This window comes from Methylorubrum salsuginis (assembly GCF_900114375.1).
In the GTDB taxonomy this organism is placed as follows: Bacteria; Pseudomonadota; Alphaproteobacteria; order Rhizobiales; family Beijerinckiaceae; genus Methylobacterium; species Methylobacterium salsuginis.
Genome location: NZ_FOSV01000008.1, coordinates 133,749 through 148,125, shown reverse-complemented (window position 1 = coordinate 148,125; position 14,377 = coordinate 133,749). Strand labels below are relative to the sequence as shown.

General features: G+C 68.9%; 8 protein-coding genes. 5 read left to right on the top strand and 3 right to left on the bottom strand.

Features of this window, described 5'->3' with window-relative positions:
• Positions 1 to 131: 131 nt before the first annotated feature.
• The 3 genes from speG to zigA all read right to left on the bottom strand — a co-directional run bounded on the left by speG (position 132) and on the right by zigA (position 2,272).
• Positions 132 to 680 carry a spermidine N1-acetyltransferase gene (gene speG, locus BM140_RS11930; protein ID WP_091946046.1) on the bottom strand — a complete coding sequence of 183 codons (549 nt, stop codon included), beginning with the start codon at positions 678 to 680 and terminating at the stop codon, positions 132 to 134.
• Between the two features lie 81 nt (positions 681 to 761).
• Complete coding sequence (locus tag BM140_RS11925; RefSeq protein ID WP_091946168.1) at positions 762 to 1,055, bottom strand: hypothetical protein; 294 nt, start codon at positions 1,053 to 1,055, stop codon at positions 762 to 764.
• Positions 1,055 to 2,272: a zinc metallochaperone GTPase ZigA gene (gene zigA / locus BM140_RS11920; protein WP_091946044.1), complete on the bottom strand. Its 1,218-nt coding sequence runs from the start codon at positions 2,270 to 2,272 to the stop codon at positions 1,055 to 1,057. Before zigA ends, BM140_RS11925 begins: the two co-directional genes overlap by 1 nt.
• A gap of 213 nt (positions 2,273 to 2,485) precedes the next feature.
• Between zigA and BM140_RS11915 the strand changes: the two genes are divergently transcribed.
• The 5 genes from BM140_RS11915 to BM140_RS11895 all read left to right on the top strand — a co-directional run bounded on the left by BM140_RS11915 (position 2,486) and on the right by BM140_RS11895 (position 14,297).
• Positions 2,486 to 3,112, top strand: a complete 627-nt coding sequence (locus BM140_RS11915; protein ID WP_091946041.1) for a TetR/AcrR family transcriptional regulator — start codon at positions 2,486 to 2,488, stop codon at positions 3,110 to 3,112.
• A gap of 261 nt (positions 3,113 to 3,373) precedes the next feature.
• Positions 3,374 to 3,856: a DUF2852 domain-containing protein gene (locus BM140_RS11910; RefSeq protein WP_091946038.1), complete on the top strand. Its 483-nt coding sequence runs from the start codon at positions 3,374 to 3,376 to the stop codon at positions 3,854 to 3,856.
• A gap of 280 nt (positions 3,857 to 4,136) precedes the next feature.
• On the top strand, positions 4,137 to 5,942 hold the full coding sequence (gene treZ / locus BM140_RS11905; protein WP_091946035.1) for a malto-oligosyltrehalose trehalohydrolase: 1,806 nt from the start codon (positions 4,137 to 4,139) through the stop codon (positions 5,940 to 5,942).
• A gap of 11 nt (positions 5,943 to 5,953) precedes the next feature.
• Positions 5,954 to 10,858: a malto-oligosyltrehalose synthase gene (locus BM140_RS11900; protein ID WP_425287057.1), complete on the top strand. Its 4,905-nt coding sequence runs from the start codon at positions 5,954 to 5,956 to the stop codon at positions 10,856 to 10,858.
• A 61-nt stretch (positions 10,859 to 10,919) separates the two neighbouring features.
• Positions 10,920 to 14,297, top strand: coding sequence for a maltotransferase domain-containing protein (locus BM140_RS11895; RefSeq protein ID WP_091946028.1), 3,378 nt, complete (start codon positions 10,920 to 10,922; stop codon positions 14,295 to 14,297).
• The last annotated feature ends 80 nt before the right edge of the window (positions 14,298 to 14,377 follow it).

Below are 14,377 nucleotides of genomic sequence, written 5' to 3'. Positions count from 1 at the left end.
GCCCTCGAAGAGGCACGGCTTCGAACATTCCGAGAGGAATCCGGCTCCCACCCGATGCGGGTGGGGCCGGTTTCGTTTTCGGGCCGATGGACCGGACCGTGCCCGTCTCACATGGTCAATCGTCCCAAAACTCAGGTCTTCAAGACCGGCTCGGCCACATCCCCTGCACCGCGCTCGGCGAGGTAGTGCGGCTGGAACAGGCACATCCGCACCGCGTCGCGGTAGCGGCCGTTCACGAAGAACTCGTCCCGGAGGATGCCCTCGGGGCGGAAGCCGCAGCTCTCGTAGATGCCGGCGGCGCGCTTGTTGTCCTTGTCCACGTGCAGGTAGAGCTTGTGGATGTTGAGCACCTTGAACGCGTAGTCGATGGCGATGCGGGTGGCGCGCTTGGCGTAGCCCTTCCCCTGATGGTCGGGGTGGATCGCGATCTGGAATTCGCAGCGGCGATGCAGGTGATTGATCTCGACGAGCTCGACCATCCCGGCGGGCTCGCTGCGCTCGGTGGCGATGATGAAGCGCCGTTCGGTCTGATTGTGGATGTTGCGCTCGTAGAGCTGCGCCAGTTCGGCGAAGGACTCGTAGGCCTCCTCGAACCAGTAGCGCATGATGCTGTCGTTGTTGTTCAGCTGATGCACGAAGAGGAGGTCCTCGCGCTCCAGCGGTCGCAGCTTGATGGTCATGGCAGTCTCGGGCCGTGAGGCGGATGGTGTTTCCCTGGCCTACTCCCACGGGCTCCACGACGGAATGATGAAAGCCGGCTTTCAAACGCCGCGCAAAGCGGCCTCTTCCACCGCCAACGCCGCCGCCTCGGCTTCCGTCACCGCATCGAGCCCGCAGGGGAGACGGAGCGCCCGGGTCGGCTCGCCCGCGCGCATCACCAGCACCACGGTCTCGGCCCCGGGGCAGGCGGGATCGTGGCAGACGATCTCGTTGACCGAGAGCGCGTCCTCCTCGGTCAGCCCGAGGGCCGGGGCGATGAGCGCCTTGGCCCGAGCGGCCGCTTGAGCGAGCGCCGCCGAGCGGGCGCGCCAGTCGCGTAAGGTGACGAAGCCCATCAGGCCGCCGCCCGGTGCCATTCCGGGAACGGATCGGCCAGATGGCGATAGGCCTCCGGTTCGAACCGCGCCTCCTCGGCGCCGACGAGGCAGGCATCGAGCGCGGCGGTGATCGCGGCGCGGTCCATGTCGCGGCCGATGAAGACGAGCTCCTGGCGCCGGTCGCCCCAATTGTCGCTCCAAACGGAGTGCAGCCGCTCGCGAAAGATCTCTTCCTCGGGCCAGCGGCGGCGCGGCACCGCCGCCCACCAGAAGCCCATGGCGCCGACATGCGCCACCGCGCCCGCGAGCGAGAACTCGCCGACCCAATCGGGCCGGGTGGCGAGCCAGAAATGGCCCTTGGCGCGAATGAGCCCCGGCCAGGTGGCGTTGACGAAGGCCTGGAACTTCTGCGGGTCGAACGGCCGGCGCGCCCGGTAGACGAAGGAGCCGATGCCGTATTCCTCGGTCTCCGGCACGTGCTCGTGGGCGCCGTAGAGCTCCTTGAACCAGAGCGGGTGCTCCTGCGCCTTCTCTTCGTCGAACAGGCCGGTATCGAGGATCTTTTCCGGGGGCACGCGCCCATGCGCGGCCTCGACGATGCGGGCATCGGCGTTGAGCCCGCGCACCACCGAGCGGACGAGGTCGAGTTGCTCGGCGCTCACGTCCCCGGCCTTGTTGATCACCACCACGTCGGCGAACTCGATCTGCTCGACGAGGAGATCGACCAGGGTGCGGGTATCCTCGGCGCCCGCCGTCTCGCCGCGATCCTTGAGGAACTCGTTCGAGCCGTAATCTCTCAGCAGATTCACGGCATCGACCACGGTGACCATCGTGTCGAGCCGGGCGACGTCGGCGAGCGCGTGGCCGGCCTCGTCGCGGAACGAGAAGGTCGAGGCGACGGGCAGCGGCTCGGCGATGCCGGTGCCCTCGATCAGCAGATAATCGAACCGGCGCTCACCCGCGAGGCGGCGCACCTCGGCCAGGAGGTCGTCGCGGAGCGTGCAGCAGATGCAGCCATTGGTCATCTCCACCAGCCGCTCGTCGGTGCGGGAGAGATCGGCCCCGCCTGCGCGTAAAAGGTCGGCGTCGATGTTCACCTCGCTCATGTCGTTGACGATCACCGCGACACGGCGTCCCTCGCGGTTGTTGAGCACGTGGTTGAGCAGGGTCGTCTTGCCCGCGCCGAGGAAGCCGGACAGCACGGTGACGGGGAGACGGAGGTCAGTGGCGGGCATCGGGGCTCCTTAGATTTGTAACTTTATAACGTTTCATTTGCCGGCCCCGTCAAGCCCGTCCGTGGGAGAAGTCAGCGCGTGCCGCACGAAGCAGTCGACTCGCCGCGCGACTCGCGAGAAAAGGCGCTTTCGTGCGCCGCCGCCGAACTTGGGGGGCGGCTCGCGCGTCACCCATGAGCGGCACGGACGGCCGCCGGAGCGAGGAGGCGAGGGGTGCGACCCTGGCGCGAGGGACCGGGCGACCGGCGCAGCTACCACCACGGCAACCTCAAGGAGGCGCTGATCGAGGCGGCGCGCCGCTTCATCGCCGAGCGCGGCATCGGCGGCTTCACGCTGGTCGATGCGGCCCGCCTCGTCGGCGTGACGCCCGCCGCCCTCTACCGCCATTTCCGCGGACGCGAGGCGCTGCTCGAAGAGGTCGCCGGCCGCGGCTTCTCCGACTTGGCCGAACGGCTGGCGCGGGCGCTCGCCGGCCGCGGCACGCCGTTGGAGCGCTTCACCCGCATGGGCGAGGCCTACCTCGCCTTCGCCGAGGAGGAGCCCGGCTACTACGCGGCGATCTTCGAGGTGCGGGGCGCCGCCGCCGCTGCGCCCGCACCCGACCGGCCGAACCCGTTCGACCTGTTGGTCGAAGCCCTGAACGCGACCTTCCCCGAGGGCTTCAACGGCGTCGATCCGCGTTTCCTGGCGCTCGAAGTCTGGGCGCTGTCGCACGGCATCGCCACGCTCTCGGCCGCGGGCCAGCTGCCGAAGAGCGGTCCCGACAAGTACGAGCTGCTGCGCGCGGGCGTGCTGGCCCTCGTGCATGGAGCCGGTGAAAGGCCAAGGACCTCGCCCTGATTCAGGGCAAGCGCCTTGGTCTTTCCTTTCGTCTTGGCCTCAAGCGCCGGCGGCCGCGTCCGCGGCCCTAGGCTAATCGCTCCGCTAGGCGCCCCGGCAGAGCCGAGGCCGCCAAGGAGACCGTTCTTCGGGGCGCTCTTCGCGCCCGGTGACGCGGTACAATCGTTCTTCGAACGATTGCTCTTAGGCGGCTCCCCTTGAAACCGCGCAGGCGGCCCCGCATGTGAATGTTGTTCACATTCACACCGGAGCCATGCAGCCGTGAACACGTCCTCTACCTCTCCCTGGTCCCGTGGCGCGTCCTGCCGCAGCGGCCCGTTCCCGAAGCGCTCGATCGAGATTGGCGCCATCGTCGTGAGCTTCATCTACGTCTGGCCCGTGGCGGTCGCCTACGTGGCCTGGAAGATCGCCGGCTATCCAGCCCTCGACCAGATGCGCGAGTTCGCCCGCTCCGGCGCGTGGAGCTTTGGCAGCACCAACGGCCAGTCGCGCTTCGCCCGCGCTTTTGACGCCGCCAAGGGCAATACCGGCTTCGGCCGTACTGCAAGCGGCAACTGGGCGTTCGAGGAGTATCGCAGCGCCGAGTTGGAGCGCCTGGAGGCCCGCCGCCGCGCGCTTCAGGAAGAGAGCGAAGCCTTCGCCGAGTTCGTCGAAGAGCTGAAGCGGGCGAAAGACCGCGAGCAGTTCGACGCCTTCATGGCCAAGCGCCGCTCCGAGGGCGGCGGCCCGACGGTCCAGGCGTAACCCTCGCCCGCCGGACGTCGCGATCCTGACCATCTCTCGGGATCGAGGCACCGAAGAAGACGGAAGGCGCCCCGCCGGGAAACGGCAGGGCGCCTTTTTTTGCGTTCGGAGGATTTCGCGTGCAGTGCAGCGATTCCTCTCGCCCGTACGGTTGCCGCAGGCCGGCACCGCCATAACTGCCGGTTCGGGGAACAAGCCGTGGCGCGGCGCCTTGTGAGACACGAGGACCGCCCGCCGGGCCGACACGACCTTTGATCTTCCAGCGGAGAGCGGTGGCCTGATGCGGCGCGCCCATGCGATGCGGTTCGGCAGCGAAGCGGCCGAGGACGGGGTGCGGTTCGCCCTCTGGGCCCCCACCGCCGACGACGTGACCCTCGTGGTCGATGGCACGGATCATCCGATCTCGGATGCCGGCGAAGGCTGGCGCGTGGCGACCGTGCCGGGCGTCAAGGCCGGCGCCCGCTACGGCTTCAGGATCAATGGCGATCTCGTGGTGCCGGACCCGGCCTCGCGCTTCCAGCCGGAGGACGTCTCGGGCCTGTCCGAGGTGATCGACCCGGCCGCCTTCGACTGGACCGACGCGGACTGGAAGGGCCGCCCCTGGGAAGAGGCTGTCGTCTACGAGGTGCATGTCGGCGCGGCGACCCCCGAAGGCACCTATGCCGGGCTTGAGAAGCGCCTGGACGACCTGCTCGATCTCGGCATTACGGCAATCGAGTTGCTGCCGCTCGCCGACTTCAAGGGCACCCGCAACTGGGGCTACGATGGCGTGCTGCCCTACGCGCCGGACTCGGCCTACGGCCGCCCGGAGGCGCTGAAGCACCTGATCGACACCGCCCACGCCAAGGGCCTGATGGTGCTGATCGATTGCGTCTACAACCATTTCGGCCCGGCCGGGAATTACCTGCATTCCTACGCCAAGACCTTCTTCACCGAGCGCCATCAGACGCCGTGGGGCGCCGGAATCAACTTCGACGGCAAGGAATCGAGCCGGGTCGTCCGCGACTACTTCATCGAGAACGCGCTGTACTGGCTGGAGGAATACCATTTCGACGGCATCCGCTTCGACGCCGTCCACGCCATTCTCGACGACTCGGAAAAACACTTCCTGGCCGAGCTGGCCGAGACCATCCGCAAGAATTTCCCCGACCGGCACATCCACCTGATCCTCGAGAACGAGGCCAATCAGGCCTCCTGGCTGGAGCGCGACGGGCAGGCCAAGCCGATCCTCCACACCGCGCAATGGGCCGACGATCTCCATCACGGCTGGCACGTGCTGCTGACGGGAGAGGACGCCGGCTACTATGCGAGCTTCGCGGATCGGCCGATCGAGCATCTGGCCCGCAGCCTCGCCGAGGGCTTCGCCTATCAGGGCGAGCCGTTCCCGACGCTCGACAACCATCCCCGCGGCGAGCCCTCGGCGCACCTGCCGCCGTCCGCCTTCGTCACCTTCCTGCAGAACCACGATCAGGTCGGCAACCGCGCGCTGGGCGAGCGGCTGAGCCATCTCGCCGACCCGCAAAAGCTGGCGCTGGCGCGAGCCGGCCTGCTGCTCGCGCCGCAGATCCCGATGCTGTGGATGGGCGAGGAATGGTCGGCCTCGGCGCCGTTCCTGTTCTTCGTCGACTTCGCGCCGGACGAGGAACTGAACAAGGCGGTGCGCGAGGGGCGCCGCCGCGAGTTCAAGAGCTTTGCGGCGTTTGCCGACGACACCTCGGTGATCCCCGATCCGACGGAGGAAAAGACCTTCACGGACTCGAAGATCGACTGGGACGAGGCCGAGCGCGAGCCGCACCGGGCGGTCTGGGCCGACACCCGCAACCTGCTCCAGATCCGCCACCAGAACGTCGTGCCCCTGACCAAGACCGCCTATCGCGGCGCGACCACGGACCTCTCCGTGCCGGGGGTGATCGACGTGACGTGGCGCTACGAGGGCGGCTCGCTGCGCTTCGTCGCCAACTTCGGCGACGACGACCACGCGGTGGATACGAGCGGCGGTCAGGTGATCTGGTCGAACGGCTATTCGCGCCAGAGCGGGCAGCTCGGCGCCTGGGGCGGCCTGTTTCTCCTCGGTGACGTGAAGTGAGCGGACGCGACGTGACCCTCGAAACCCTCGCTTCCCTCGTCGGCATCGCCGACGGCTTTACCGACGCCTTCGGGCAGCGGGTCGATACCCCGCTGGAGGCGCGGCGCGGGATGCTCGAAGCCCTCGGCTTCCCGGCCGGCAACCCCGAAGAGATCGCCCGGAGCCTGGAAGCCGTCGAGGCGGTGCGCGCACGCCTCGCCCCGCCGCTGCTGGCAGCCGAAGCGCGCCGCTCCCTACGCGTGAAGCTGCGGACGAACGAAACCTCCGGCACCGTGGCGTGGCGGCTGGTGGACGAACACGACCGCGCCCGCGAAGGCCGCGCGGCGCTGATGCCCACCGCCGAGGGCGTCGGCTTCGACCTGCCGCCGCTGACGCCGGGCTATCACCGGCTCACCGTGAGCTTCGGTGAGGCCAAGGCCGATAGCTGGGTCGTCGCCGCGCCGCAGCGCTGCTGGCGTCCCCGCGCCTATGCCGAGGACGGCGCCCGCGATTGGGGCCTCGCGACCCAGCTCTACGGCCTGCGCTCGCCGACCAATCTCGGCATCGGCACCTATGCGGATGCCGGCCGCGCCGCCCGCGACGCGGGCCTGCGCGGCGCCTCGTTCCTGGGCCTCAGCCCGGCTCACGCACTGTTTCCGAGCGACCGGACCAAGATCTCGCCCTACTCACCGTCCTCGCGTCTCTTCTTGGAGACGCTCTACATCGAGCCTGGGGCCCTTCCGGGTTTTGCCGGGAGCCGCGCGGCGGAGGTCTTGGAGAGCCACCGCGCCCGCATCGAAGCGCTGCGCGACACGGCCCTCGTCGATCACGCCGGCGTCTGGGAGGTGCTGAGCCCCGTTCTGGAAGCCTATTGGGAAGCTTCGGAGGCCCGCCGCGGTGCGGATGCCGCCTTCTCGGCGTTCCGCGAGGAGGGCGGCGAGAACCTCGCCTCGCACGCGATCTTCGACGCCCTGTCCGAGCATTTTCGCAATCAGGGCGCCCATTGGCTCGGCGACTGGCCGGAAGAGTACCGCCGGGCCGGCACCGAGGCCGTCCGGGCCTTCGCCGCGGAGAACGCCGACCGCGTCGGTTATCACGTCTTCCTGCAATACCTTGCCGACAGCCAGCTCAAGGCTTCGTCCGAGATCGCGCTGGAAACCGGCATGCGGCTCGGGCTCTACCGCGACCTCGCGGTGGGCGCGGATCGCGGCGGCTCGGAGATCTGGTCGCACCCCGAGCGCTTCGCCAACGGCGTCTCCATCGGCGCGCCGCCCGATCTGCTGGCTCCCAAGGGCCAGGATTGGGGCCTGCCCGCCTTCGATCCGCTGGAGATGGAGCGCGACGGCCTGAAGGCCTTCCGGGCGCTGGTGAAGGCCAACATGCGCCACGCGGGCGCGATCCGAATCGATCACGCCTTCCAGCTCGCCCGGCTGTTCCTGATCCCGCTGGGTAAATCCGCCCGAGAGGGCGCCTACGTCGCCATGCCGTTCGAGCCGATGCTGGCGGTGCTGCGGCTGGAGAGCCACCGCGCCAAGTGCCTCGTCATCGCCGAAGACCTCGGCACGGCACCGGAAGGCTTCTCCGACGCCCTGATGGCGTCGGGCATCCTCAGCTACCGCATCCTCGCCTTCGAGCGGCAGGAAGGCGGGGCCTTCAAGGCGCCGGACGCCTATCCGAAGGACGCGCTCACCGCGATCACCACCCACGACCTGCCGACCTTCGTCGGCTGGTGGCGCGGCGTCGACACCGATACGCGCCAGTCGCTCGGCCTCTACGATTCCGAGCGGGCCGAGGCCGAGCGCCACGAACGCGTCTCCGAGCGCTGGCGCCTGTCGGAGGCCTTGGCCTCGCAGCAGCTTCTCCCCAGCGCCGAGCCGCCGGAACACGCGCCCTTCGAGGCCGCCGCACGCTACCTCGCCCGCGCACCCTCGATCCTGACCGCCGTCCAGTACGAGGACGTCGTCGGCGAACTCTCCCAGGCCAACGTGCCGGGCTCGACCGAGGGTTATCCGAACTGGCGGCGCAAGCTCGACCGCGACCTGTCGGACATCGCCGCCCCCGGCGGGCCGCTGGCCAAGCTCGCCGCCGCGCTCTCGGCGGAGGCGCGCGGGCCCCGCTCGGGCGCCGCCCGGCTCAGTTCGGCCCCGCCGCGGGCGACCTACCGCCTGCAATTCCACGAGGGCTTCACCTTCGCGGACGCCGAAAAGATCGTCCCGTATCTGGCCAAGCTCGGCGTCAGCCACGTCTACGCCTCGCCCCTGCAGCGGGCGCGGCCGGGCTCGACCCACGGCTACGACATCGTCGATCACTCGCAGATCAACCCGGAGATCGGCGGCGAGGAAGGTTTTCGGAGTTTCACCGACGCGATGCACGCGCACGGGCTCAAGCTCCTGCTCGATATCGTCCCGAACCACATGGGCGTCGGCGGAGCCGACAATCCGTGGTGGCTCTCGGTGCTGGAGTGGGGCGGACTGTCGCCTCAGGCCAACGCCTACGACATCGACTGGGAGCGACTCGGGGCCAACGGCAAGCTCGTCATCCCCTTCCTCGGCGAGCGCTACGGTGAGGCGCTGGAGAAGGGCACGCTGGAGCTCAAGTTCGACGAGCCGGCGGGCGCCTTCAGCGTCTGGCACTACGAGCACCAGTTCCCGATCTGCCCGCTGCACTACCCGACGATCCTCAACCGGGCGCTCGCCGCTCTCGGCGAGATCGGCGACGACATGTCGGCGGAGGTGCTCAAGATCTCCGAGCAGCTGCGTGCCATGGGTGAGGAGACGCACCCCGAGCGCCGCCGCACCATGCCGGAGGCGGCCGAAGCCCTGAAGCGCGATCTCGCGGCGGCCGTGCGCGCCTCGCCGCAGATCGCCGCCGCCATCGACCGGGCGCTGCATCTCCTCAACGGCAACCGCGACTACCCCGATTCCTTCGGGCCGCTGCACCGCCTCTTGGAGCAGCAGAGCTATCGCCTCGCCCATTGGCGGATCGCGTCGAGCGACATCAACTACCGCCGCTTCTTCGACGTGAACTCCCTCGCGGGCCTGCGCGTCGAACTGTCGGACGTGTTCCAGAAGTCGCACGACCTGCTGTTCCGCCTGATCCGCGAGGGCCGCATCGACGGGTTGCGCATCGACCACATCGACGGTCTGGCCGATCCGCTGGGCTACGCCCGCGCGCTCCAGGCCGCGGTCGGCCCCGGCTTCTACATCGTGGTCGAGAAAATCCTCGAACCCGGCGAGAAGCTGCGGGACTGGCCCGTCGCCGGCACCACCGGCTACGACGTGCTCAACCAACTCGACGGCATCCTGGTCGATCAGGGCCTCAAGCCCCGCATCGAAAAATTCTACCAGTGGGCGACGGAGGTGGACGAGCCCTACGGCTTCCAGTTCCGCGCCGCCAAGGCCGAGATCCTCGAGATCAGCTTCGCCTCCGAGTTGGAGGTGATGACCGGCGACCTCAAGCAGATCGCCGACGCCGACCGGCGCACCCGCGACTTCTCGACCAACGCCATCCGTCGCGCCCTGATCGAGATCGTGGCGCGCTTCCCCGTCTACCGCTCGTATCTGCCGGGCGATCTCGACGAGAGCGAGATCGAGGACGAGGATGTCGAACTGATCGAAGGTGCCGTGCGCAAGGCCAAGCGCTGGAGCGCCCTGCCGGACCGCTCGGTCCACGACTTTGCGGCGGACGCGCTTCTCGGGCGGATCGAGGTCGGCGGGGCCGGCCAGCCGGATCCGAGCGTGGTCCTGCGCTACCGCCGCCGCTTCCAGCAGCTCACCGGGCCGGTGATGGCCAAGAGCCTGGAAGACACTTTGTTCTACCGCTTCGTCGAGCTTCTGGCGCTCAACGAGGTCGGGGGCGATCCCGGCGAGTACGGTATCGACGCCGAGCATTTCCACGCGCTTCAGGCGGCACGCGCCCGCGACTGGCCGAACGCGATGATCACCACGGCCACCCACGACACCAAGCGCGGCGAGGACGCCCGCTCGCGCCAGCTCGCGCTGTCCGAGTTGCCAGAGGATTGGGCGCGGGCCTGGGACACGTGGCGGCGCGCCTCCACCCCGCATATCAGCGCCGTCGAGGGCGAGCCGGCACCCGACGCCAACGATCAGTGGATGTTTCTGCAGGCCATCCTCGGCGCATGGCCGCTGGAACTGCTGGAAGGCGACGACGAGGCGGGAATCGAAGAATTCCGCAAGCGGCTCGATGCCTATGCCGAGAAGGCTTTGCGCGAGAGCAAGCGCCGGTCGAGCTGGGTCAATGTCGACGAGGCCTATGAGGGCGCGGTCCACGCGCTGTTCGCCGAACTGGTCAGGCCGGGCTCGGACTGCCTCGCGCGGCTGCGCCCCTTCGCGAAGCGGCTCGCCTATCTCGGCATGCTCACGGGTCTCGGCCGCACGGTCCTGAAATGCACCCTGCCGGGCATCCCGGACACCTATCAGGGCACCGAGTTCTGGGACTTCTCCTTCGTCGATCCGGACAACCGCCGACCGGTCGATTACGAGGCCCGCACCCAAGCCCTCGAAGAGGGCAGGGCGCCCGCCGACCTGATGGCCTCCTGGGCCGACGGTCGGGTCAAGCAGGCGACGCTCGCGCGTCTGCTCGCCGACCGCGCGGCGCGCCCCGCCTTCTACGCGGATGCCGATTACCGGCCGCTGACGGCGGAGGGCGAACGCGCCCAGCACGTCATCGCCTTCACCCGCTCGGCCGCGACCACCGGCGAGGACGACCTGATCGTCGCCGTGCCGCGCCTCGTCGCCCGGCTGACGCCGGAAGCGTGGGACGGCAAGGCCTTCGCCGGGACGACGCTGGCGGTGCCCCAGGGCAGCCGCTGGACTGACGTGATCGGCGGCGAGACGGTCGAGGCAGGCGAGGGCCGGCTCGATCTCGGTCGGCACTTCGCCAGCCTGCCCTATCTGGTGCTGCGACGGGCCGCCTGACGGCCCGTCCTCCCTCGACCGAACCGCAGACAGACGCCCGAGCCAGAAGACGGAGGCGAGAATGAACGCACCGAACACCGCCGTGACGCCCGCGACGCGGACCGACGCGGGAACCGTGGCGCTGCCCGCCGCCTTCGCCCCCCGCGCCGAGGGGCCGCGCATCTACAACCTGTTCCCGCTCCTCGTCGGCACGGTCTCGGCCTGGAGCGCGGAACTGCCGCGGATCGCGGGTCTCGGCTTCGACTGGATCTACCTCAACCCGTTCCACCAGACCGGCGGCTCGCGAAGCCTCTACGCCGTGGCCGACCTCGACCGGCTCGACGAGCGTTTTCGCGACCCTGACGGCGGCTCGGACGACGAGCAGATCGCCCGCTTCTGCAAGGAAGCAGCGGCGCAGGGCATCGCGGTGATGAGCGACCTCGTCATCAACCACACCGCCGACAACGCCCGCCTGTTCAACGAGCGCCCGGACCTGTTCGTGCGCGATGCCGAGGGCAAGCCGGTGAGCCCGGCGGCGATCGATCCCGACGATCCTGGCAAGCGCACGGTCTGGGGCGACCTGATCGAGCTCGACTACCATTCCGAGCATGCGCGCAACGAGCTGACGCACCTCTTCGACGGCTACATCGCCAAACTCCAAAAGCTCGGCGTGCGCGGCTTCCGCTGCGACGCCGCCTACAAGGTGCCGCCGGAGGTCTGGCGCGCTCTGATCCAATCCGCCAAGGGCCGCGAGCCCGAGACCCTGTTCGCCGCCGAGACGCTGGGCTGCACCTTCGAGGAGGCGCAGGCAACGGCGGGTGCGGGCTTCGACTACCTGTTCAACTCCTTCGCGTGGTGGAACCTCAAGGCGCCCTGGGCCCTGGAGCAGTACGAGCGCCTGCGGGTGGTGGCCCCCTCCATCGCCTTCCCCGAGAACCACGACATGGCGCGTCTGGCCGCCGACATTTCCGGCGGGCCGGACGCCGTCGCGGCACGGCTCAAGGCGCGCTACGCGCTCGCCGCCTTCTTCTCCGCGGGCGTGCTGATGCCGATCGGCTACGAGTGGGGCTATCGCCGCGCGTTGCATGTCGTGGACACCAACCCCGGCGCCCGCGAGCACGAGACCGGCATCGACATTTCAGAGTACGTGGCGGCCATCAACGCCCTGAAGGCCGAGGTGCCGGCGGCCAATGTCGAGGGCGCGCAGATGCGCCTCTCGGCCCCCGACGCGCCCTTCGTCGCCCTGTTCCGCACCGACACCGGCCACGCGGCGTCCGCGAACTCGGCGACGCTGGTGCTCTACAACCCCGGCGAGACGCCCGCGCCGGTCGAGGCCGGCGCGCTGATCGCCCGCACCGGCGGCCTGCTCGGCACCTTCGTCGACCGCACGCCCGACGCCGAGCCGATCGCCTTCCATCCGGGCGCCAGCATCGATCTGGCGCCGGGCGAACTGCGCATCCTGGTCGCCGAGCGCGCCAAGGTCGCCGCTCCCCCGCCCTCGACCGTGCCCGACGGCAAGGGCCGCGTCGTCATCGAGGCGGTGAGCCCCGAGATCGACGGCGGGCGCTCGGCGGTCAAGCGCATCGTCGGCGAGCAGGTGCGGGTCGAGGCCGACATCTTCTCCGACGGCCACGAGATCATCGACGCCGCCATCCTCTCGCGCATCGTCGGCGAGGAGGTCTGGCGGCGCGACCCGATGGTGTTCATCGACAACGACCGCTGGGCCGGCCATTTCCCGCTGGAGAAGAACGCCCGCTACGAGTTCACCATTGAGGCGTGGCGCGACGGCTTCTCGTCCTGGATGCGCGACACCCTGAAGAAGCGCGACGCGGGCGTGGACGTGCGGCTGGAAACGATCGAGGGCGTCGAGTTCGTCCAGATCGCCGCCGACCTCGCGGAGGGCCGCGACAAGGAGCGGCTCAAGGCGCTGATCGCCTCACTCGCCGCCGAGCCCGAAGGCTCCCCCGCGATCCTGCAAAAAATCCTGGCTCCGGACGCCGCCGCCCTGATCCGCCGCAACGCCGAGCGGGTGAACGCGTCGCGCTATCCGGTCAACGTGCCGGTCATCGCCGACCGGTTGGCTGCCCGCTTCTCGGCTTGGTACGAGATCTTCCCGCGCTCGCAATCGGGGGATCCGAACCGCCACGGCACCTTCAAGGACGTGATCCGGCGCCTGCCCGAGATCCGCGAACTCGGCTTCGACGTGCTCTACTTCACGCCGATCCACCCGATCGGGAAGACCAACCGCAAGGGCAAGAACAACACCCTCAAGGCGCTGGAAGGCGATGTCGGCTCGGTCTACGCGGTCGGCTCGGAGGAGGGCGGCCACGAGGCGGTCCACCCCGAACTCGGCACGCTGGAGGATTTCCGCCAGCTCGTGGCGGCGAGCCACGCCCACGGCATGGAGGTCGCGATCGACTTCGCGATCCAGTGCTCGCCCGACCATCCCTGGATCAAGAACCACCCCGAATGGTTCGAGTGGCGGCCCGACGGCACGCTGAAATTCGCCGAGAACCCGCCGAAGAAGTACGAGGACATTTCCAACGTCACCTTCTACGGCGGTGCGCTGCCCTCGCTCTGGATCGAGCTGCGCGACATCGTGCTCGGCTGGTGCGCCCACGGTGCCCGCATCTTCCGCGTCGACAACCCGCACACCAAGCCGATCCCGTTCTGGGAATGGATGCTGCGCGAGGTGAATGCCGCCTACCCGGACGCGATCTTTCTGGCGGAAGCCTTCACCCGGCCGAAGATGATGAAGAAGCTGGCCAAAGCCGGCTACCAGCAGAGCTACACCTACTTCACGTGGCGCAACACCAAGGCGGAACTCACCGAATACGCCCTCGAACTCGCCGGCGAGATGGGCGAGTACTACCGCCCCAACTTCTTCGCCAACACCCCGGACATCAACCCGTACTACCTGCAAACCAGCGGCCGACCGGGCTTCATCGTGCGGGCGACGCTCGCGGCGACCTTGTCCTCGGTCTACGGCATCTACAACGGCTTCGAGCTGTGCGAGGCCGCGCCCTATCCGGGCAAGGAAGAGTATCTCGATTCGGAAAAGTACGAGCTGAAGGCGTGGGACTACCACCGCCCCGGCAACATCCGGGAGCACATCATCAAGCTGAACCAAGCCCGGCGGGACAACCCGGCCCTGTGGGATTTCCGAAATGTCCATTTCACCGGGGCCCACAACGAGAACATCATCGCCTACGCCAAGGTCACGCCCGAGCGGGACAATTGCGTGTTCGTGATGGTCAACCTCGACCCGAGGAACCGCCAGGAATGCACCTACGAGGTGCCGCTCTGGCTGCTCGGCCTGCCCGACGACGGGGCAGTCGAGGTCGAGGACCTGCTGCTCGGCTACAAGTTCGAGCTCTACGGCAAGAGCCACCGCATCGCGCTGGACCCCGCCGAGCGCTCGGCCATCGTCTGGCGCCTGCGTCCGCGCCGGGTTGCCTGAACCGGTCCCGCCGTTAGATCGAGCAGGACGCGGCGGTTTCGTCGCGTTCTCGCCAAGAAGCGGGCCCAGCAGGCTCGCAG